Origin of the sequence: Kribbella antibiotica, from assembly GCF_004349055.1 — a bacterium.
GTDB lineage: Bacteria > Actinomycetota > Actinomycetes > Propionibacteriales > Kribbellaceae > Kribbella > Kribbella antibiotica.
The window spans coordinates 42,697-63,611 of record NZ_SMKX01000035.1 but is presented as its reverse complement, the minus strand read 5'-3'; the positions used below and the strand labels follow the sequence as shown (position 1 = coordinate 63,611).

General features: G+C 65.1%; 23 protein-coding genes. 7 read left to right on the top strand and 16 right to left on the bottom strand.

What is annotated here, in order from left to right; translation table 11 throughout:
* Positions 1–164: 164 nt before the first annotated feature.
* A complete protein-coding gene (gene pqqA / locus E1263_RS15010; RefSeq protein ID WP_132167906.1) occupies positions 165–263 on the bottom strand; it encodes a pyrroloquinoline quinone precursor peptide PqqA in 99 nt (32 codons plus the stop codon).
* A gap of 149 nt (positions 264–412) precedes the next feature.
* Between pqqA and E1263_RS15005 the strand changes: the two genes are divergently transcribed.
* The gene (locus tag E1263_RS15005) at positions 413–1,042 is read left to right on the top strand and encodes a nucleotidyltransferase domain-containing protein (protein WP_132167905.1); all 630 of its coding nucleotides are present in this window, start codon (positions 413–415) and stop codon (positions 1,040–1,042) included.
* On the opposite strand, the gene E1263_RS15000 is transcribed toward E1263_RS15005, so the two are convergent.
* The 5 genes from E1263_RS15000 to E1263_RS14980 form a co-directional block, all read right to left on the bottom strand.
* Positions 1,017–1,643, bottom strand: a complete 627-nt coding sequence (locus E1263_RS15000) for a DUF2268 domain-containing putative Zn-dependent protease (RefSeq protein WP_132167904.1) — start codon at positions 1,641–1,643, stop codon at positions 1,017–1,019. The two genes, E1263_RS15005 and E1263_RS15000, sit on opposite strands and share 26 nt — an antisense overlap.
* Before the next feature lie 77 nt (positions 1,644–1,720).
* Positions 1,721–2,914 (bottom strand): RNA polymerase sigma factor, encoded by a 1,194-nt coding sequence (locus tag E1263_RS14995; protein ID WP_202868882.1) that lies wholly within the window; start codon positions 2,912–2,914, stop codon positions 1,721–1,723.
* Positions 2,911–3,078, bottom strand: coding sequence for a YciI family protein (locus E1263_RS14990; RefSeq protein WP_132167903.1), 168 nt, complete (start codon positions 3,076–3,078; stop codon positions 2,911–2,913). The genes E1263_RS14995 and E1263_RS14990 overlap by 4 nt, the downstream gene beginning before the upstream one ends.
* A 172-nt stretch (positions 3,079–3,250) precedes the next feature.
* Entirely contained in the window at positions 3,251–3,826 is a 576-nt protein-coding gene (locus E1263_RS14985; protein WP_132167902.1) for an HD domain-containing protein, read from the bottom strand.
* A 15-nt stretch (positions 3,827–3,841) separates the two neighbouring features.
* Complete coding sequence (locus E1263_RS14980; protein ID WP_238161253.1) at positions 3,842–4,930, bottom strand: helix-turn-helix domain-containing protein; 1,089 nt, start codon at positions 4,928–4,930, stop codon at positions 3,842–3,844.
* A gap of 910 nt (positions 4,931–5,840) precedes the next feature.
* On the opposite strand from E1263_RS14980, the gene E1263_RS14975 reads away from it, so the two are divergent.
* From E1263_RS14975 to E1263_RS14965, 3 genes are all read left to right on the top strand, one after another.
* Entirely contained in the window at positions 5,841–6,143 is a 303-nt protein-coding gene (locus E1263_RS14975; RefSeq protein ID WP_132167900.1) for a hypothetical protein, read from the top strand.
* A gap of 760 nt (positions 6,144–6,903) precedes the next feature.
* Entirely contained in the window at positions 6,904–7,461 is a 558-nt protein-coding gene (locus tag E1263_RS14970) for a hypothetical protein (RefSeq protein WP_132167899.1), read from the top strand.
* Positions 7,462–7,745: 284 nt separating this feature from the next.
* The gene (locus E1263_RS14965; RefSeq protein ID WP_202868881.1) at positions 7,746–8,609 is read left to right on the top strand and encodes a GNAT family N-acetyltransferase; all 864 of its coding nucleotides are present in this window, start codon (positions 7,746–7,748) and stop codon (positions 8,607–8,609) included.
* Positions 8,610–8,611: 2 nt separating this feature from the next.
* On the opposite strand, the gene E1263_RS14960 is transcribed toward E1263_RS14965, so the two are convergent.
* Both E1263_RS14960 and E1263_RS14955 read right to left on the bottom strand, forming a co-directional pair.
* Complete coding sequence (locus tag E1263_RS14960; RefSeq protein ID WP_132167898.1) at positions 8,612–9,256, bottom strand: hypothetical protein; 645 nt, start codon at positions 9,254–9,256, stop codon at positions 8,612–8,614.
* A gap of 14 nt (positions 9,257–9,270) precedes the next feature.
* On the bottom strand, positions 9,271–9,951 hold the full coding sequence (locus E1263_RS14955) for a hypothetical protein (RefSeq protein WP_132167897.1): 681 nt from the start codon (positions 9,949–9,951) through the stop codon (positions 9,271–9,273).
* Positions 9,952–10,040: 89 nt separating this feature from the next.
* Between E1263_RS14955 and E1263_RS14950 the strand changes: the two genes are divergently transcribed.
* Entirely contained in the window at positions 10,041–10,970 is a 930-nt protein-coding gene (locus tag E1263_RS14950) for a WD40 repeat domain-containing protein (RefSeq protein WP_132167896.1), read from the top strand.
* An 11-nt stretch (positions 10,971–10,981) separates the two neighbouring features.
* Positions 10,982–11,731 carry an inositol monophosphatase family protein gene (locus E1263_RS14945; protein ID WP_132167895.1) on the top strand — a complete coding sequence of 250 codons (750 nt, stop codon included), beginning with the start codon at positions 10,982–10,984 and terminating at the stop codon, positions 11,729–11,731.
* Here the strand turns inward: E1263_RS14945 and E1263_RS14940 are convergent.
* A complete protein-coding gene (locus E1263_RS14940) occupies positions 11,706–12,842 on the bottom strand; it encodes a phosphotransferase (RefSeq protein WP_165956619.1) in 1,137 nt (378 codons plus the stop codon). The two genes, E1263_RS14945 and E1263_RS14940, sit on opposite strands and share 26 nt — an antisense overlap.
* 11 nt (positions 12,843–12,853) lie before the next feature.
* Positions 12,854–13,825 (bottom strand): helix-turn-helix transcriptional regulator, encoded by a 972-nt coding sequence (locus E1263_RS14935; RefSeq protein WP_132167893.1) that lies wholly within the window; start codon positions 13,823–13,825, stop codon positions 12,854–12,856.
* An 87-nt stretch (positions 13,826–13,912) separates the two neighbouring features.
* On the opposite strand from E1263_RS14935, the gene E1263_RS14930 reads away from it, so the two are divergent.
* A complete protein-coding gene (locus E1263_RS14930) occupies positions 13,913–14,314 on the top strand; it encodes a RidA family protein (RefSeq protein ID WP_132167892.1) in 402 nt (133 codons plus the stop codon).
* A 20-nt stretch (positions 14,315–14,334) separates the two neighbouring features.
* Here E1263_RS14930 and E1263_RS14925 read toward each other — a convergent pair whose 3' ends face one another.
* The 6 genes from E1263_RS14925 to E1263_RS14900 all read right to left on the bottom strand — a co-directional run bounded on the left by E1263_RS14925 (position 14,335) and on the right by E1263_RS14900 (position 20,686).
* Positions 14,335–14,973, bottom strand: a complete 639-nt coding sequence (locus tag E1263_RS14925) for a DUF6624 domain-containing protein (protein WP_132167891.1) — start codon at positions 14,971–14,973, stop codon at positions 14,335–14,337.
* A 15-nt stretch (positions 14,974–14,988) separates the two neighbouring features.
* Positions 14,989–16,767 carry an FAD-binding dehydrogenase gene (locus tag E1263_RS14920; RefSeq protein WP_132167890.1) on the bottom strand — a complete coding sequence of 593 codons (1,779 nt, stop codon included), beginning with the start codon at positions 16,765–16,767 and terminating at the stop codon, positions 14,989–14,991.
* Positions 16,768–16,855: 88 nt separating this feature from the next.
* Entirely contained in the window at positions 16,856–18,826 is a 1,971-nt protein-coding gene (locus tag E1263_RS14915; RefSeq protein ID WP_132167889.1) for a golvesin C-terminal-like domain-containing protein, read from the bottom strand.
* A 104-nt stretch (positions 18,827–18,930) separates the two neighbouring features.
* A complete protein-coding gene (locus E1263_RS14910) occupies positions 18,931–19,374 on the bottom strand; it encodes a VOC family protein (RefSeq protein WP_132167888.1) in 444 nt (147 codons plus the stop codon).
* Positions 19,375–19,560: 186 nt separating this feature from the next.
* The gene (locus E1263_RS14905) at positions 19,561–20,136 is read right to left on the bottom strand and encodes a GNAT family N-acetyltransferase (protein WP_132167887.1); all 576 of its coding nucleotides are present in this window, start codon (positions 20,134–20,136) and stop codon (positions 19,561–19,563) included.
* Position 20,137: 1 nt separating this feature from the next.
* Complete coding sequence (locus tag E1263_RS14900) at positions 20,138–20,686, bottom strand: GNAT family N-acetyltransferase (protein WP_132167919.1); 549 nt, start codon at positions 20,684–20,686, stop codon at positions 20,138–20,140.
* Between the last annotated feature and the right edge of the window lie 229 nt (positions 20,687–20,915).

Sequence of the window (20,915 nt, the reverse complement as noted above, 5' to 3'; positions counted from 1 at the left end):
TCATGGAACGATGTCCAGATATCGCCCACAGGATGGAACTCAGGGGAATGGCACGGCGCACCTGCCGGACCGGCGGCGATTCACCGCAGGCCCGGACAGGCCGTTCACCGGACCGGGGCGGAAGTCCGATGATTACCTTGCTGTACAGGGGATACGGGTAGTGATCAGTTCACTCGACCGGCGTATCCGGTGACCTCGGTAGGTGTTTCGAACTCGGCGAAATCCGGGGCGATCCAGTCTTCCCGGGCAGTGTTTTCCACCATGGTGTTCTCCCTTGCGATCGTGGCGGGGGGCGCCGTCCTCGATTCCAGGACATCAACGTCCGGAAATCAGCACACTAGAGTCATGGAGAGCGCATTCCAATAGCTGTCCCGCGATTCGAGCACTTTTCGCATCCACTAGCCTCCGCTGTGTGACACCTGCTGAAGCCCGCGCCCGGTTGGCGGCCTACGCCCGCGACCGCGACAACTGGCTCGCCCAAACCGTGCCGACGCTCCGCGCCGAGAGCAGTTGGCTGGTCGGCTCGCTGGCAACGGGAAGCGGTGATGAGTGGAGCGACCTCGACCTGATCGTTGTCGGCGGTCGGCCGGCGCTCGACGGGAGCGTCCTGACGATTGAGATACCCGCCAACGGGCCGGCCGACGGCGGCTACCTCGGCGCGATGTACGAGGTCGCGGGCCTACCGCTGTGGGTCGACTGGTATCTGTGGCCGCTGGGCGCAGCGGTTCCCCGAGAGGCGCGCCTCCTCTCTGGCACCGGAGCGCCCGGCCCGCACGACCTCAACGGAACGCTCAACCACCTCGGTCGCGGCCAATCGACAACCGCGCCCGATCCAGACGACTTCGCGCTGGCCATGCTTCCCCTCGCCGCGAAGCACCTTGCCCGAGGCAACCTCGACACGGCGGACGCGATCGCCGGGATGCTGGGAGGGACCGGTACGACGTTGAGCGCCGTACTGGATGGGGTTGCCGGCGACCATCCGGCCGCGGAGCTGGTACGGCGTCACCTGGAGTTGGTCAGCGCGCTTCGGCAGCCGCGGTGATGGCATCGGCGGGTGTGTGGACAAGCTGGGACGCCTTCGTCGACGTGGTTGCGGCGTAGGCGCGGGCCCACTGGTAGCCGACGGTGTAGCCGAACCACAGCGGGATTTCGGCCGCGTTGAAGAACCATCGGCTCTCGTCCGCCGGATCCTGATCGAGCTGCGCGACGGCCAGCGCGATCTGCTCCGGCTCGACTGCCTGGTGAGCGAACTCCGAGGCCACACCAAGCACCTCCTCCTCGAACAGCATCGCCAAGCCCTCACTGACGATCCGCTCGCGCAGGCTCGACCCACAGCCCGGCCCGCGCTCGCGCATCACATGGTGGAACTCGTGCACGAGCGTTGCCAGGAGCCGGTCAGGCTTGATCCGTACGGCGGGATCAAGCGCGAGCAGCACGGAGTGCGGTCCATAGGTGTAACCGCCGCAGCCCCAGCCGGGGATGGTCTCGTCCGGCGCATCGATCGCCGCGACATCGACATCGCTCAACCCGATCAGCGGTGTCGTCAGCTCGACGGCTCGGGTGAACGCGGCACGGACCTCCGCCAACGCATCCTCGTCGTACCGTCCGGAACCAGTCGGCAGATGAAGCTGCGGCGTACCCATCGCGTCAGTAAATCAGTTGAAGGCCGGGAGCCGAGGGAGATGCTGCTGCATCCCAGTCGTGCTACCGGGTTGAGCGGTTAGGTGTGTTGGGCTGCTCGGCGTAGGAGGTAGGCGCGAAGTGATTCGTCGTCGGTGAGTGCGGCTGCGGTCTCGAAGGCTATGGCTGCTTCTTTGTCGCGGCCGATGCGGGCGAGCAGGTCGGCCCGCGTCGCGTGAAACGGCTGGAACCGATCGGCCTGGGACAAGGTGTTGAGGATCTCCAAGCCTGTTTCCGGAGATGACGTGTGCGCGGTGACCGCGGCCAAGGCGACGTGGGCGCCGAGGCTCGGGGCGAGCTTGAGCAGCGCGGAGTAGAGCGTGTGGAGCGCCGGCCAGTCGGTACGAGCTCTCGCACAGTGCACCGCCTGGATCGCGGCTTCGAGTTGGAAGCGGCCGGGTGCGCTTGCCATCGACGAGCGGCGGAGTTGGGCCTCGCCCTCAGCGATCAGTTCCGAGTCCCAACCCCTGACGTCCTGTTCGTCGAGGGGAACGAAGGTCTCACTGCGACCGGCGGCCCGGGCAAGCGACAAGGTGATGAGGGCGGCCAACCCCCAGGTCTCCGGCTCCTTCGGTAGCAGGGCGGCCAGGGTGACCGCGAGATGGCGAGCCTCGTCGGCCAGGCCGTCCTGCGTCGACCAGCTGATCGCGTAGCAGCCGTAGACGGCTTCGAGCACCGTCGCGAGGCGGCCTGCCATGTCGTGCTGATCGGGTACGGCGATCGGGATCCGGGTGTTCTTGATCCGCCGTTTCGCCCGGACCAGGCGCTGCGCCATCCCTGCCGCTGGTACGGCGTACGCCGCAGCGATCCGGGTCGCATGGAACCCGAGCACGGTCTGCAGCATCAACGGCGTACGAATCCCCGGATCGATCGCGGGATGGGCACAGACGAAGAGAAGTTCGAGCCGTTTGTCGCCGATGGCGTCCGGATCGACGTCGTCGAGCGGGGAGACGGCGTCGCGGCCCTGGTCGGTGGCGAGCTCGAGTGGGTCGGAGGTGCGGTGGGCCGACGATTTCCAGATGTCGCGTTGCCGGTTGCGGGCCACGGTGAGGAGCCACCCTTCGGGGTTGGTGGGAACACCTCCGTCCGGCCAGCTGAGCAGGGCTTGTTCGAAGGCGCCGGCCAGACAGTCCTCGGCGAGCGCGAGGTCACCGGTCAAGGCCGCGAGCAAGGCGACCAGCCGACCGTAGGACGTGCGAGCGGCCTGCTCGGCCGCTTGCTGGGCCTGATTCACCGATTCGGAACCCAGACGCCGTTCACGAGGTGGGTCGCGCCGGGCCGGATCTCGACCGTGCCCCACTGGACCGGCGGCGCTTGCGCGGCCCAGTGGATGGCGGCGTCCAGATCCGGTACGTCGATCACGACCGTGCCGGCCAGTTGCTCCTTCGTCTCTGTCAAGTTGCCTTAGCCGCCACAGCACGTTTCCGCAGGTCAGAGGCAAGTCTAGGGGGGCGGTGGGTCCTCGCCCGCCCCCCTAGACCGACCCAGATACGCGGTCCTGTCGGCGGTGGCGGGTCTTAGCCCTAGAGGGGCCTCTCTGGGCCCGACCGCCAGGCCATCAGAGCGCAGATCATTTTTCGCGCCAACTGAGCGGGGAAATGGACAGTGCCTCGTCTGCCACGCGCCGAGCCGTTTCCGTCTTGAGGGACGCGTAAGATGAATCAATCCAGCTTTGAACGCGCTGAACACCTAGGTCTCGATATTCGACAGCCTGAATTAGACATTCAAGCTTGTCGGCATCGCGCGCACAAATCGCCTCCAATGACGATTTTTCCTCGTACTCCTCAACAGCCTTGATCACCGAACTTGCCACCACTTCAGCCATTCCGGCGACCTGGTCTATAGTGATATCGACGTTCGGCTTTGCATCGACATAGGGATGAGCGCTATGCGGAATGTCTCCAATCCGCGTCTCCTGCGAATCATGCCAAAGGCCCATGTATGCAGCCTTAGCGGGATCGCCGCCTTCGGCCGCTGCAATCAGGCCCGCTAACTGAGCAACGCGCAGACTATGCTCCGCGATCGACTCGGGATCGCGGACACCGGCATGCCACCAGCCGGATCGCCTCTGGCGCTTAAGAACGCCCATTTCGAAGGCAAAGGCGGCGACGGCGGCCGCCTCCTTCTTTTTCTGTTCATCGCTCATCGCATACTCCATCATTTAACGCCCGGCGAGCTGTGTCGCGAAGCGTAGATTATCCAACTCAGTTCGTGCATGTCGCCCGAGTTCGGCAGTCTCTGCACCCTCAAGTGCCAGTCTCGTACGCTGGCGCAAATTTGCATCGGACTCAAGCAACCCCTTCCTTGCCATGACTAGGCACAGCAGGCTGTGAATGTTCATCTCTGCGTTGCGGGGATCGTCTAGGTGGGTAATTAGATGTTCGATCAAGTGACGTCCAGACCAGGCATTAGCGCCGAGCTTTATCATCGCTCCATCATCGGCATAGGTGTCTGCTATCTCTCCCAGCCAATATGCCCAGTAGGTGAGGCTGGCAAGCGTCTGATCTGTATTGGAGAGGGTGTCTTGAATGAAGTGGCGAACCGGGTCAAGGTCACCTTTCCGAGCAGTTGCGAGCGAGGCTGTGCGACTCAGAATCCCAGACGGGAGATCGCGTTCATCGACTGAACGAGCGGCAGTCCGACGATGCTCGCACATTAGCCAGTTCGCGGACTCTTCGCGTTGATCGAAGGCGAGGAGATATGTCGCCTGCCGTCGAAGAAGTTTTTGATTGTTTCCCGCCAAGTCGGCTGATGTCAGCATTTGATCGAAGAAGCTCTGCCGCATAACCTTCGAGAGTTGGGGCCGGTCGGCAACGGGGCCGCGCGCCTTTGGCATCGGGAGGTGCCTCACCATCGACGGCACTACTCCAGTGAATGGCCATGTGACAAGCGAGACAAAACCTCGGCGGTGAACGCTACTGGCTAACGGGTTTTGCGACAAAGGGATCACTGAACTGCCCGCTCGAACTGCAGTGGTCAGGAATCCGTCTGCATCGATGGCGGAGGGCAGCATGGCCGTGGCTACAGGCGGCGCTCCCATCATCATCAATCGCTGACCGAGGCGGCTTACGTCGACAGCGCGCAAAGCCGAGAGCGGTCGCCTGCCGCTTTCCCAGCCCTGAATGGTGGTGTCATCCACCCCCAGACGCTCGGCAAGGTCCACCTGAGTGCATCCGATTGCGCCCCGCATGAGCTTGAACAGGTATCCAGACACGACTCCGAGTTCCGGCACGTCGGCGGAACCCTTCACCCCAGTCAGGGTTGCCCCTCTACTCATACGCTCCGCACCTCCGCTCGGACTTCGGCCAGCCCCGCTGACCCGTACTACCAGTCAGTTCATCACGAGTCGATCTCCCAGCACAGTTGAGGGCGTGCCGACCCGATCCAGTCTTGCACCTCTCCGAGTCGGCCTGATCCACGTCCACTTCCGGCAAGAATCCGGCAAGGGGCGCGAACCGTTTTTCGTAACCGGAAGCAAGAAAGGCACACGGGGATTCCAAGTGATTCTGAGATTCAGCTTATTTGATGCGAACGGAGATACCGTCGCGACGGCTGTCGAGTTTGCGTCAAATTGGATCGCGATGCATTGGCGCGATGACCCAAATCATTTGGCTACTTGGCGTCGCCGAGATGATCTTATGTCTAGCTCGAAGGCTAAGGGTTTGAGGCTTATCTACGAAGGAATGCCTGAGACTTTCGAAGAAGCTATGGCCAAATCCGCCAAATCCGCCAAATAAGGCCAGCCAGGGAGTTGGGGCGAATGCTGACGGATGCGTCTCTTGTCCCATCTCTCTAGCTGTACGTGACCCGCCAGGGTGGCCGCGAATCGACCGGTCATTTCCTGGCGTCGACGGGGCGCGGTGTGGCAAGTCCATTCCGTCCAACCTCACGCGGGAGAGTGAACCACTTACCGCGCCCCGTCGTTTCCAAACCGGACAGCTCCCCGCCGAGCGGTCTAGGGGAGCTGTCCTTTAAAGGTCCGGCGTCGCTCGTCGCATGCGCCAACAGGGGGCGCCGGACACGATCTTACGGGGGTAAGGAAATCCGATGAGCGACGAGATCAAAGAGGCGCTTGTGCAGGCGGCTGTGTTCTTGGCCTGCTGTGGCGGCGGATTCTGGCTCGCCGCCGCTTGGATCCACTACAGGCGCGGCGACCGCAGATGAAAGTCGTTGCCTACGCGCGGTGGTTAGAGCATCTTTCAGAGACAGACATCGGCGAGATTCAGTCGAAGCTTTTCCGGGCTGCACATTCTCGCGGATTAACAGTTCACTACATGTTCATAGATGAGCCGGAAGGCCAGCACATCTTTGATATCGCAATCTCGCAACTGACACGTGACGGCAAGAAATATTTCATCGTGCCAAGTCTGGAACATCTCAATCATATTGAGTGGGGCAGCCCTCTGAAGGTCGTTGAACGCCTCACGTTCCACAAGGTGGAAGTGATCATCGTTCCCCAATAGACCACAGTCCCCGAGGCGCGCGCGGCGTGACCATTCCACCCATACGGAAAAGAGACCCACGCGCGCCCTGCCGTATCCAAAGCTCGTAATTCCCCGCTCGCGGCGTACCCCTGTACAGCCCTTGACAGCGAGCGGGGAATTGTGAAAGCCCGGTGTTCTCCGTGCGCCCCCGAGCACGCGGGGAACACCGGGGCCCAACAAAAACGGATATCTCTTATCCAAATCTACGGGAGGGTTTTCCATGCCTAGATTTACGCGCTTCGCCTGTGTGGCGGTCGCAATCGCTTTGACTGGAGGGTTGAGTGCGGTTCCCGCGTCGGCAGGTGAGGTTGAGCCGTCGCGTCCTCCGGCGGATTGGTCGATGGGCAGTCAGCAGACACCGCAGGCGTCCGCTGCGCCGTGGGGTTGTCACGGCCACGCTGACCCGCCCGGAAAGGTGACCATGGCTGACGATTCACCCGGCGTCGGATTCGATGCATACACCGAGTGTTTCGGCGCTTTCGGAACGCAGAAGACGTGTATCAAGTTGCAGGAGAAGGACTACTACGGGACTTTCTACGACCGCACGAAGTATAGGTGCTCCGCAGAAACCGTAAAGTTGAAGTCGTATCGGTTCAGTTCCGAATCTTGCAAGGGGGCTGGGTTCGGAATCTTCCGAGTGTATGCGCGATCGACCGCGTTCCCGGAGGCAGCGGCGGTACACTCTTACGGTTCATCGAAGTCGGCAACTTTGTGCCAGGGATACTAGACAGGTGACCGTATGACCACTGCCGATTGGCATATGTCGTCCGAGGATTCATCCACTGCGACCGCTGCAAATGCAAGCGTGTGGCGCGCCAGCATCCGCGCGACGGGTGCGATAAGGAACGCGCCCCGGGATCTCGAATGCTGGTTCCGGAATGATGATGTCGTGGTGTGCGATCCGTCGGGAGCAATGGTATGGCTCGACCTCGGGGATACGGTCGCCTATCGCAGCGGAGACGGCTCGTTGATCGTATCCGGGGCGGACGATGACGGGGAGTTGTTCACTCACCCAGCGCCAGACGCAGCGGCCATGCAAAGCCGTTTAGCAACCCTGGCATGGCTTGGCGTGCGAGAGCCTTACCAGGCAATCGAAGAACAACTTCTTTTCCTCGACCGTCCCGCCGTCCGCCTTTCGTTAGCAGGCGGTGAGTTCGACAGAATCGAGGTCGTGACCGATCAGGAATCCGGTGTGACGCTGGAGGTCAGCGCGCATCACCCTATCCACGGACCTTCAAGGGTTCAGGTCACGGCTTTTGAGTCTTCGGAAGAGATGCCCGCGCTGCCGACTAACTGAATTCCGCACGCACCAACTGAATAAGCCTCATCCAAAACGTAACCCGTGACCGCAACTCACGGTGTACCTACCCCGAACGCCTGAGGGTAGGTGCGCCGTAGTGGTCACGGGTTGCTTGTTGCTCTGGGCAATGAACGTGCGAACCCACGACACCGCCCCCTGAGAGACGCACCCCCAGCTCCAATGCCCACGCTGCGGCGCACCCATCGCGTCAGTAAATCAGTTGAGGACCCGGGAGTCGCGGGAGATGCTGAGCGACTGCGATCGGCGACCGGAGGTTTGACGTGCAGCACCGTGAATTCGAAGGCACCGACGGTTTGGAGCCGATGCAGGAGTTGCTGCAGCGGGTCTGGTCTCCGCGATCGCGGATGCACATCGGCGATGTTGCCTGGGAGCGGGCGGTCAACGCCGGCCGGAGCGCACACACCTGGCGTACGGCGTGCTGGGACGACGGCGGTCAGGTGATTGCGTGGGGCTGGGCCGAGGGCGATCACCTGTCACTCGTGGTCGATCCGGACCGGGCCGAGGTCGCGGCCGACGTACTGGCGTGGTTCCAGGAGCTCGCACCCGCAGGAGTGGTCAGCGTCCTCGAGACCGAAGACCACTTGGTCGCGGCGCTGGAGGCTGCGGGCTACCACTCGGACGACGCCGCACCCTTCTTCACCCACCACCGGATCCCGTTGAGCGATCTCCCGGCGCCGGTAGTCCCGGACGGGTTCACGCTCCGGCACACCCGGCCCGACGAGGTTGAGAAGCGGGCGGCTGCGCACCGCGCTGCCTGGTCCGACCTGGCTCCTTCGAAGGTGAGTGATGCAGACGTTGCCGCTGTCATGTCCACCTGGCCGTACGAATCCGAGCTGGACTGGATCGTCGAAGCGCCCAACGGCGACTTCGCCGCCACGGCCCTGATCTGGCACGACAAGCTCCACGGCATCGGCCTGGTCGAGCCGGTCGGCTGCGCGCCGCCGTACCGGCGCCAAGGCCTGGCCCAAGCCGTCAATCTCGCCGCTCTGCACGCCCTCCGAGAGGCCGGCGCCACCGACGCCATGGTCTGCCCGCGCGGCGACGACGGCTACCCGCAAGCGCGAGCCCTCTACCAATCCATCGGCTTCCGCCCAGGTGCCCGTACGGCGCTCTACCTTCCCTGAGGTTATTGGCGCGTCCACGGGCCGCCGGGGTGTTGGCGCAGCGCGGCTTGGCCTGGAGTCAGGTCGAGGACGTCGAGCAGGGTTTGGTCCTCGTCGATGACATGGCTGAGGTGGCCGACTTTGCCGTCGTCGGCCAGGTTCGTCGTACCGAGGATTTGCCACACGCCGTCGTCAGCGGCGTGACCGACGACGAGGATCGGCTCGGTCAGGTCGAAGACCTCGGCGGTCTGGATACAGGTGGTCTGAAGCAACCAGTGGAGCAACCACCAGGCACGGCGATCGCGGGCAAGGGCGTTGTCTGCGACCCACCACATGAACGCCAAGTCCTCATGAGCCCGGGCCTGCTGCGCGGTGAGATGCGGGCCGCCCTCAGGGACTTGCTCGAAGGGATCGTCGACGAGGCTGAAGGCATACTCGCCCCCGTTGTCGACGACGATCGCATGGATGGTCGCGCCACCGGGATTACCGGCGCCGATGCCGACCGAGAGGCGGCCGACGTGCTGATCGGTGCCGGTCGTCCAACCGATCGCGTACGACGCGAGCTCGCCCTGCGGACCGGTGAACTCGCCGAACGCGCGGCGATCGATGCCGCTGGCATCGGGTGTCGGCACCTCGATGAAGCGGCCCTCGGTGATCTGAACATCCATCCCGGCACGCTAACTCATCGCGGTGGCGCTTCTTGGCGAAAATCCTTCAAGACGAAGGGCGGAATTCGGTCGACGATTCCGTGGAGGAAGGGGACGGTCGCGAGAGTGTGCGGGACGGTCCACGGCTTGGCGGTGTAGGCGACCAGGAGGTTGCCGACCAGGCGGAGGTCCTGCGGAGGGTGCGCTAGGAGCCACTCGATCATGCGGGGATGCAACATGGCTGAGGTGTAACGCGGATCGAGGCTGGCCGCGTAGTACCGCTGGTTGAACGCGTCGCTCTCGGTGTCGCTCGTCTGCAACACCGGCTCAAGCGGAGGCAGCGCCGGGTCGGCGACTCGATCATGACTGATCCGCAGCTCGGGAAGGCCGGCTGGGAGCTCAAGCGCGACCAGGTTGTTGAACACGTCCGTCGGGAGCCTGCCCCCGGAGGACGTCACGAACTCCGCCATCTGAATCCGGCGGCCCTCGTACTCACCGACGAGCAGTCGCCGCAGTTCGCCGTCCTTGTCGAAACAGCGGGCGCCGGCCGCGGCGAGCTTCCCATCGACGTCGTCGCCCGGAACCCAGCCGTAGCGCTCGGCGCCCGCCTGAAGCCGCGCGAGCTCAGCGGCCTTCCGGTCGAGTGACGGAGAGGCCACGTGAACGATCAGCCGAGCAACGAGGTAGAAGCCACCAACGAGCACTACCAGGGCCACACTTATTTCGACGGTGGCTTCGAACCAGGTAGAGAGCACGACGAAAACCTAGCGGACCTGCCCGGTCAAACTCGGTACTGTCTGGCTTCGTGAGCTTCTCCGAGCAAGCGGTCCAGCTTCAGCCGGCCAACGACCGATGCCTCGCGCCACTAGGCGACAGCTGGCTCGTCTACACCGGCTCGCACCTCGTGCAGCCGGACGGAACGTCGTACGAGCTGATGTTGCCGGACGAGCTGGAGGAAGACGACCGCTTCGGTACGCCGGGACCGACTGTGCACACGTCGGCGGACGGGCGCTTCGCGGCGGTGGTGCGTGACTACGGCCGGTACGGCGCAGTCGTGGATCTCGCCGATGGCCGCGTCACCCTGCCCCTCGACCGGAAGGACGATGACGACAGCTGCACGACGCCGTACCCGATCGCCTTCCTGAACGCCGGCACGCTGGTGGCAGCGACCGAGTGGAATCGGCTGGATCGCTTCGATGCTGCAACCGGCGAGCTTCTGACGCCGCGTGACCTCCAGGATTTTGACTACTTCCACGGCGCGTTGACGCTCAGCCCGACCGGTGCCTGGCTGCTCGACGATGGCTGGTCCTGGCATCCGGTCGGCATCCCGACGGTGATCGATCTGACCGCTTGGAAGAACGGGCACACCTTCGCAGCTGAGCACGGTCGCCAACTGTCGCTCCGTACCTACCACTGGAACCAGCCGATCGCCTGGGTGAGCGACCACGTCGTCGCCGTCCAAGGCATCGGCGAGGACATCGACTCGATGGTCGACGGCGTCGAGCTGTACGACGCTCCGAGCGGTGAGCGCGTGGGCACGGTGTTCGGTCCGAAGGGGCGGATGTGGGCGGTCGACGGTCAGCTCGCGGTGGTTGGCGACCAAGGGCTCGAGTTCTGGGATCCGGCCGAGGGCGCGCGGGTCGGCGTACTGGCTGGGTATCGGCCTACCGCATTCAACCCGCGCACGCGGACGTTCGCCGTAGTCGACGACGGGGTGCTGCGGACGTATTGCTAGCTTGGGCGGCGATGAACGATCTTGAGCTCGCCTTCAGCACGTCAGATGAGGCCGCGGAGGTTGCGCTCGCGCACTTCAAGGCGGGTGTTGCCGTCTCCTGGAAGGCTGACGGGTCGCCGGTCACGGAAGCCGACCGCGAGGTTGAGCATCTGCTGCGCGACCGGCTGTCGGCAGCGCGGCCGGGCGACGCCTTCTTCGGTGAAGAACTGGGGGAGTTGGGCGAGTCCGAGCGGATCTGGATCATCGACCCGATCGACGGCACCCGCCGCTTCGCTTCCGGCGATCCGAACTGGCGGGTTCAGTTCGCACTCGAGGTCAACGGCGTCACCGAGCTATCAGTCGTCACCTCGCCCGCGCTCGGCCGACGGTGGTGGGCTACCCGCGGCGGCGGTGCGTTCGAAACATCCTGGCCGCACGCGGACGCCGAGCCCCGGCGTCTCCAGGTCAGTACGACTGCCGAGCCGGCAACTGCCGTAGTCGATGCCGTACGCAACGACCAGGAACGACTCGCGATCGCCCGCCCAGCCGCCAGCCCGCTCCCCGTGATCGAACTGGTCCGCGGCGAGATCGACGGCTTCCTCGTCGAGCGCTACTCCAAGTGGGACCACGCCCCCTGGATCCTCCTGGTCGAAGAAGCCGGCGGCCGCTTCACCAACCCGGTCGGCACCAACACCGGTGATCACGGCGGCGGCATCTACTCCAACGCCAACCTCCACACCGACCTCACCACCGCACTTAACTACCCGAGCCGAAAGCAGTAAACAGTTTGGGTGGCGGCTGGGTCGCGTCGGGCCAGCGTCGGGTCATCGCCTCGGCGAGCTCGTGAGACCAACTGGCCAAGTTGGACAGTATTCGCGTGCGGCCGATCAGCCGGTTCAGTACGCCGATCTGTTGGACCAGCTGAGCGCGTCGTCGCCAACTGTCATCAGGGGACTGGTCGTCTCGGGCAAGCACCGGAAGCCTTACGACGCGGCCGGCCATGGCTGCGGCAGCGCCGACCGCGACCATCTCGTCGTACCCGCTGAGCATGGCCGTGCCGAGCTCGGCACGGTAGGCCGCGTCAGCTGCCTGGGTCACCGATTGCGGTAGCACCGACCAGTTCGCGCTGTGATGCGGGAAGGGGAAGTGCAGGAACGAGGCGTCGAAGCCGATGTGCCCGAAACCAGAGCCTTCGAAGTCGACCAACCGGACGCCGTCATCAGTGACCAGCGCATTCGTCGGATTGAGATCGTTGTGCACGACAGCGGCGTACCGGCCCGGGGCCTCCAGTTGCGCACGGACGAACGCGATGTCGTCCCGGGCCTTGCCCGCGTCGGGGAATCCGAGATCCTGGCAAGCCGCTTCGACGAGGTGCCACCGCCGGGTGCCGCGTGTTCCAGTATCGGCACCGGTCGTCACATCGGCGCCCCCGAACTCGGCAAGTGCCTGAGCATGGTCGGTACGGCGATTGATCGTGCTGGCGTGCAGTCGTCCAACGGTCTGCGCAAAGGAGTGCATCGCGGCGACCGCCTGACCGCGGTCGTCACCGTGGAGGACCTTCTCCAGCGTCGGCCACACTCCGAGGTCCGACTGGACGACAACGCCCGAACGGTCGTCGTACAGGATCAACTGCGCGGCAGTACCGCTCGGCGCCGCCGCTCGCAGGCCGGCCACCTCCCGGCGCAGATAGGCGGGCCCACCATGCCCTTCACCGTCCACGCGACGGGTCTTGACGATCGCCGTCCGGCCAACGCCAGGCAGGTCGCGGTCAAACACGAGCCTGGTGACCGGCGCCCACTCGTGCCCAACCTGGTGCTCTGCCACAACGGTCGGCCGCTGTCCGCACGCCGCCTGCAGCCCGTCGAGGACCGCCGTACGCCGCTTGTTCGTCAACGGGTACTGCATTAGGACTCGGCGTAGCGCGCGGCCAGTTTGGCGGCTTTGGTTTGGAGGGTGGCTCGCAGCCAGTCGGGGGAGAGGGCTTCGGCGTGGGTGGCTAGTTGCCAGAGGGCCCATTCGGCGTGGCGGCGGTCTTGGAAGGTGAGCTCCAGGTGGAGCCAGCCGTCGGGGGTTGGGCGTTCGGTGTGGATGGCCAGGGCGGTGCGGGCGAGTTCTTCGCGGCGGGTGGGGTGGACTCGGGCCTCGATGGTTACCTGGTCGCCGCCGGTGCGGAATTTGGTGGTGCGCTCTTGCCAGGCCTTGTCGAGGTCTACGCGGTGGGGGCGTTCGGCTGCGTCAGGGAGAGCTTCGGCGGCCTGGATGCGGGAGAGCCGGTAGGTGCGGTCGGATCCTTCGCGGGTGGCCAATAGGTAGCCCTGGTCGCGGACTGTGACGACGCCGATCGGGTCCACATCGCGCCATTCGGGTGGCTTGTTGAAGGCGGCGTACTGGATGCGCAGTTTGTTGCCGGACAGTACGGCGCGCAGGACTTCGGCGGCGACCTCGTCGGGCATCTCGTCGGTGTAGATCGGCCGAGCGAGCAGGTCGGCGGCCGGGTCGATGAGTAGGCGCTGGGATGCGCCGGCGGCGGTGTCTCGATAGCTCTCTGGGAGGGCATCGATGACCTTGAGCATTGCCGACGCGAGAGCCGATCCGAGGCCGAACGCTTGGGCGCCGCGGCGTGACCCGGCAACCACGAGCGCGAGCGCCTCGTCGTGATTGAGACCGGTCAGCTGGGTCTGGAATCCGGGCAGCAGCGCAAACCCGCCATACCGGCCTCGCTCGGCGTACACCGGCACGCCCGCCGCAGACAACGCCTCGATGTCACGCAGGACCGTACGGGTCGAGACCTCCAGCTCCTGGGCGAGCCGGACCGCCGACAACTGGCCGTGCTGCCGCAGCAGCAGGACTAGGGAAACGAGCCGGTCAGCGCGCATGCGAAAACCCTACGGCATACACGACAGAGGGTGTCGTGATTCGCTGGAAAGCTTGTCAGTAAGAGAAACAAGCCGAAGGGACCTGATGTGGGAGTAGTACGAACGGCGGTCAATCCGTGGGCCTGGTCGAGAGATCTCGGCTACAACCAGGGCGAGCTCATCACCGGCGAAACCCGGACCCTGTACTGCGCCGGCCAGACGGCCATGAACGCCGACGGCAAGCCGGAACACCCCGGTGACATGGCCGCGCAACTGACGCTGACCCTCGACAACCTGGAGGCGGTCCTCGCCGAGGCCGGCATGACGCTGGCCAACGTCGTCCGGCTCAACGTCTACACCACCGACGTCGACGACCTCTTCGGCTCGTACGGCGTCCTGGCCGCGCGACTGGGCGCCGCCGGCGTCGCCCCTGCCACCACGATGCTGGGCGTGACCCGCCTGGCGATACCTGACCTGCTGGTCGAACTCGAGGCCACGGCGGTTGCATGAGCCGGGCCTGGGATTGGTAGTCACCAGGGTTCGGGCCGGGTGCCGTCAGTGGCATCCGGCGGATGACCGGCACGCCGCCGGTCCAGGTCCACGCTGACCGGAAGCAGTCCGATCTGCGCGCGGTTCTGATCGATGACGTCAGCGTCGAGATCAGGCCGCAGTACCAGCTCGCCGTCCTCCCGCACGAAGGAAGTATTCAGTACGGCGAAGTCCGGCGGCTGGTTCGATCGCAGGCACAAGTTGTCCACCACATGAGCCAGGTGCCGCGGATGCACCTCCCCAGCCCGTACGGCGTCCTGTAGCAGCGGAACGCAACTCGCCTGGAAGGCGAGATTGTCCGGCGTACCGATCGTGGGCACGCCAGATCCGGCGTGCTGAAGGATCAGCCAGAACGCATCCACGCCGTCCTCGCCGACCACGGATCTCCCTGGCCAGGCTCGCTCAGCCAGTACGCCACGCAGCCACTCGACGTTGTCGTGCACAACGGTGAGGACACGCCGTACGGGCTCGGGTGGGTCGTCTTGCTCCAGGAGCGAGTAGGGCCAAGGCACCTCGGAGTGGCTGACGCCGGTGGGTCCAGCGGTTGCCAAGAAGGCGCCGACAGCATCACTGTCGGCGCCTGCCCTGGCGAGTACCTCTGCGCGCAGCTTCTCGTCCACGCACGCAATCTACGGTCAGGCGCTCTCCGCCGCAGCGGCTCGCCCGGTTTGGCGGCCGGTGAAGAGGCAGCCGCCGAGGAAGGTGCCTTCGAGGGCCCGGTAGCCGTGCACGCCACCGCCGCCGAAGCCCGCGACCTCGCCTGCTGCGTAGAGGCCGGGGATGGGTTGGCCGGATGCGTTGAGCACCCTTCCGGACAGGTCGGTCTGGAGGCCGCCGAGAGTTTTGCGGGTGAGGACGTTCATACGGATGGCGATCAGCGGCCCGGCGGACGGGTCGAGGATCTTGTGCAGGGACGCCGTACGGGCAAGGCTGTCGCCGCTGTAGGCGAGCGAGTTGCGGATCCCCATCACCTGGCCGTCCTTGGTGAACGGGTTGTCGACCTGCTGATCCCGTACGACGATCTGACGGCGCAGGGCGTCGTAGTTGATCAGGTTGGTCCCGGTGAGCTGGTTCATGCCGGTCACCAACTCCGGCAGCGTATTGGCGATGACGAAATCCTCGCCGCGATCCATGAACGCCTTCACCGGCGGCGGCGTACTGGTCAGCAATCTCATCGCCAGATACGCGACCAGGTCCTTGCGGGTCAGCTCCGGGTTCTGCTCCGAGCCCGACAGCACGAACTCCTTGTCGATGATCTTCTTGTTGAGCACGAACCACGAGTAGCCGTGACCGGACTGCCCGATGAGCTCCAGCGTGCCGAGCGTGTCGTAGCTGGGCACACCAGGGTTGGCGAAGCGGCGACCGCTCGCGTCGAACCACAGTGACGACGGCGCCGCCAGCACACGGATGCCGTGACCGGGCCAGATCGGGCTGTGGTTCACCATCCCTTCCGTGTAATGCCACATCCGATCCGGGTTGACCACGCGCGCCCCGGCGCGGCCGCTGATGGCGAGCATGCGACCGTCAACATGAGCCGGTACGCCGGTAATGAGCCGGGCTGGCGGCGTACCGAGTCGCGCCGGCCAGTTGGCGCGCACCAGATCCAGGTTGCCGCCGATACCGCCGGACGTGACGATCACCATCGGCGCATGCAGCTCGAAGTCGCCGACCTTCACCCGTGAACTAGGCGTACCGCGCGCCGCACTGCTCGCCTCCAAGACACTGCCCTGTACGCCGTTGACGACGCCGTTCGTGGTGGTGAGCCCGTCGACCTGATGCCGGAACCGGAATGTCACCTTGCCCTCGGCCGCCGCAGCCCGAACCTTCTTCTCGAACGGCTCCATGACGCCAGGCCCAGTCCCCAACGTCAGGTGGAAGCGGGGGACCGAGTTGCCGGGACCGTCAGCCAGCTGCCCACCACGCTCGGCCCAGCCGACAATCGGCACCCAGGTCAGCCCGAGACTGGCCAGCCACGAACGCTTCTCGCCGGCCGCGAACTGCAGGTACGCCTCGGCCCACCGCGATCCCCAGTAGTCCTGGCCGAGTGGATCGTCGACACCACGGTCGAAGCCCGCCGTACTGAACCAGTCGTTGCGGGCGAGATCGATCGAGTCCCGGATCCCGCCGAGCCGCTGCTCGGGAGAGTTGATGAGAAACAGACCGCCCAGCGACCAGAACGCTTGCCCACCAAGGCTGGCTGCCGGCTCTTGATCGAGCAGAATCACCTTCCGCCCGGCCGCCACCAGCTCCGACGTAGCAACCAGCCCCGCCAGCCCGCCGCCCACCACGATCACATCCGCATCAGCCTGCGGCGCGGCCGACGCTTGTCGCGGCCCGAAGCCAGCGAGCGCCGTACCGGCGACCACCCCGCCTGCTGCCAACACGCTGCGGCGGCTCACGCTTTCGTCACCCATCCAGTCATCTCCCTCACAAAGATGCACTACCGTTCAGTAAGGGTAGGGTTTGTGACCGCCCGATCACCAGAGGTGACGGCGGGTTTACCTAGGGCTGGCGGCGGAATCGAACTGCGTCAGCGATCACGAACCCGTCAGCCGCATCGGTGAGCTGGACATAACCAGCGATCCCGGCCTTGAAGGTGAACACGCCCAGAGACTTCCATTCGCCAGTGCGGTCGTCGGGCGTGGCACGCAGACGCTGGTTGACGGTGACAGTCGTCGTACCGGTGGCGTGATGTACGGCGTACTTCGCGTTGCTCGCGCGGTTGGGGTCGGCTGTGTAGGAGACCAGCACCTCGTAGCGACCGTCACCCGGCAGGGCGGGGCGGAACCGCACGAGGTTGGCGCCGGTACCTTTCGGGTGCGTGAGGTAGTTGAAGCCGTAGTACCCGGCGATGCTGCGCGCACTGTTCCAGTCGCCGACCACCTCGAACCCGAGGCCGTCGTTGTCCACGGTGATCTCCTCCCTGACGTCCGGCTTCGCCGGTGCAGTGACCAGCGAGAGGTGCTCGAAGGACATCGCCTTGCCACTGCCTCGGCCAGCGCCGGCGAGTGTCATGCGCAGCGTGTGGCGCCCAACTGTCAGCCGCCGCGTATCGATCAGTACGACGTCATGGCCGTCGCCGCGGAATGAGGTGAGGTCGACGGCCGCCGTACGCGGGGCCTGACCGTCAATAGCGACCGTGACCAGAGCGCCGTCGGATGTGCGGTAGTAGCGGAGCCATAGCTCGTACTGGTCGTCACGGCTGACGGTGAAGGGGTACTCGATGGTGTCGGTCGGCGGGGGACCGAGCGGAAAGGTCTGTGTGGTGAGTGCGGGGCCGGTGGCCAAGGAGTCGCGGCCCTGGGTGAGCCACTCCAGGTTGAAGCGAGCGACTGCGACACTGCGCGGGAAGCCGTCGAGATCGCCGTCGCGGCCGTAGAGCAGCACGATCGTTCCGTCGGACAGCCGGCCCAGGTCCGAGTAGTAGCTGCGGCCCGAGTGGACCACGCGGCTGTAGCGGAACGAGTCGCCCTCGTCATAGCTGACCGACACGGTCATATTCCGTCGCATCGGTGCGTCCGGCCGACTGAAGAGGACCCGGTCGTCGGTGTAGCGGATGAAGCCCGTGTCGACGCCGTTGAACAGGCCGGCCCCGAAGTCGAGTGTAGGACGCGACCAGCTCAGTCCGCCGTCTGTACTGATCGCCACGCCGCGCGGCCAGTCGTTTCCTGAGCCAGGCCGGCTGTTGAGGATGACACTGCCGTCAGCGCGTTCCACCAATCGCGCCTCGCCCATGTGCGGCAGGCCAGGCCCCAGCGGCACCTCACCACCTGAACGCCACGTGCGCCCGTGATCATCGCTGTAGATCGACGAGACGCCGTACCGGCGTTCAGCAGCCGGTACGCCGGTAATGATCGTCCGATGCCCGACAGTGAGCAGCAACCGGCCGGACGTGAGCTGGATCCCGTGTCCCGGACCAGGGCCGTGCATCGCCCAGTTGTGCGGGAAGTGATCGAACAGCGCGGTCAGGTTGCGCGCCTCACCCCAGGTCGCGCCGCTGTCCGTACTGGAGATCACGTGGACGGTGCTGGAGTCGGACGAGCAACTGGTGTTCTGAGGCAGCCGCACGCACAGCCCATGGAACAAGAACACCTCGCCCGTGCTGTTGTCGACCACGAACGCCGGGTTGGCCCAACTCTGCCCATTGACCGAAGGGACGACAGCAACGGACGGCGCCCAACTCCGGCCGCCATCAATGCTGCGGCGGATCAGCAGGTCATGCGGACCGGCATCACACACCTCATGCCTGCCCTCAGTGCAAGCCAGAATCGTGTCATCCGGCAGTACGGCGAGGGCGTGGACGTGGTAGTTGGCCAACGGATCAACGGTGTTGTCCCACAAGACCGTCTCGGCAAACTCAGGCGGTGCAACCTCAGCACGGCTGGCTGCCCAGGCAGTCTGCGGCAGGCTGCCTGCGACGACTCCGGCGGCGAGTCCTGCAGTGAATGTGCGACGGCTGATGGGCGGCGTCATACGTCAGCTCCTCAGGTGGATTCGCCACGGACGCTACCGATCCACGACACCACAAAGCACGCTTCCCAACGTCCAACTCCGGACTCTGACAGGAACCTGACGCTCTAGTTGATATCGAACTCGTTGCCCTCCGGATCCGTCATCGCGACGGCGTAGTGGTCCAGCCCTTCGTTGGCAAGAGTCGCCAGCCGGGTAGCGCCAAGAGCCACCAACCTCTCGGCCTCTGCCTCGACACGCTCCCGCCGTACATCAAGGGGCAGCCCACGGCCGCCACCCGCACTCACATCGATATGCATCCGGTTCTTGATCGACTTCTCCTCAGGAACCACCTGGAACCAGATCCGCGGACCTCCACCCGCAGGGTCCACGATGCTGTCCACACCACCCCCGAGCTCATCCTCAGGCACCCCGATCGACCGGTAGAAGTCGTCCCAGGACGCAAACCCGTCCGGCGCCGGCGCAAGCACGTAATGCAAAGCCCCGGCCCAGAACTGCGCCAACGACCCAGGTGACCGGCAATCGACCACCAACTGATACGAAACACCCATCGCAGTCCCCAAACCCTCGAAGTTCCCAACACCCTCGCAGGCCCCGCCGACAAAACGTGCGCTGCCCGGCTACCCGGTCGGCGAGTGTAAGAAGTGTGCCGTCGTGCATCGTTTACCGGCGGCAAGCTCCCACAGCCGACGCCGACTGGCCGTACGCGGACAGCCTTTAGGTGGGGGAATCGAAAGTCAGGCGCATGACGGTTCTTGCGCCGGCGTTGCGGATGGCGACGAATCCTCTGGACTCGTACGACGGGCGGCGGCCCATCCAGCTGTCGTTCTCTTCGGCTCGACGGCTCGACGGTTCGCTTGGGCGTGGGGCGCGATGTCCGTTTTGGGGAACGCCTCGAGCGCTGTGGCGCCCGCTGATCGCGCGTAGTCGATTGCTGCGTCCAGGAGCGCGCTGGCGACGCCGGTACCACGGAGGGCACGGTCGACGTAGAGGCAGGTGACGGCGTAGACGTTGTCGTCGTCCGGTTCGGGGCCGTAGTTGCGGGAGCGTTGGAGCCGGTCGTGGTCTTCGCGCGGTGCGACGGCGACCCAGCCGGCGGGCTGGCCGTCTACGTACGCGATGAGTCCGGGGGAGCGGCCCTCGTCAACGACGGATTTCAGGCCGGCTTTGCGGTCGGCTCTTGTGTCGAGCTTGTCGCGCCACAACATGCACCAGCAATGACCAGGAACCGGTACGCCGCCTCGCGGGCCGGGGCGTTCGAACAGCTGCACGAGATCGGGCCAGCGATCTGGCGTGACGACGTCGATGTCCACGTCAGGGTTTCCAGTCTCGCCTGAGCAGGCCGTAGACCCAGGAGTCGGAGACGTCGCCGTTCACGATGCAGTCTTCGCGCAGGGTGCCTTCGAGGAGGAAGCCGAGTTTTTGGAGGACGCGGGCCGAGGGTGCGTTGCGGGTGTCAGCCTCGGCTTGGACCCGGTTGAGGTCGAGCGTGCCGTAGGCCCATCCGAGGAGGGCGCGCGCAGCTTCGGTTGCATAGCCGTTGCCCCAGGCGGCAGCGTTGTAGCAGTAGCCCAGCGATGCGCTGCGAAAGTCCGGGTTCCACTCAGTCAGGCTGCACCAGCCTAGGAACACTCCATCGGCCGCGCGCTCGACGGCTAGCCGGGCACCGGTGCCTTCGGCGGCCATTGCCCGGCAGGCCGCGACGAAGCGCTCAGCTCGCGCGGGCTCGGTCCACGGTGGCGAGTCCCAGTAGCGCAGTACGTCGGCGTTGCTGTGGAGCGCGAAGAGGTCGCCTCGGTCAGCATCCTCGAAGGGGCGCAGGCGGAGGCGGTCGGTGAGTAGCGTCGGAGTCGGCAGCGACATGTGCGCCATCGAAACACCCGTCCGAGCCTGGAGACAACAGAATTCAACTCGATCAAGCGCTGATTGGAAGCGATCTTTGTGGGAGTCCTACTGCCGCAGAGAGGCCTTGGGAGACCACAAAGATTCAGTCGACGACGAAACCGGAGGCCCGAGGGCTGGGGAGTGTTGCCTGACGTTTTGGGTCCGTAGCGCTCCCCAGCCTGCCCGAACGTGGCTTACGATCGGCGCC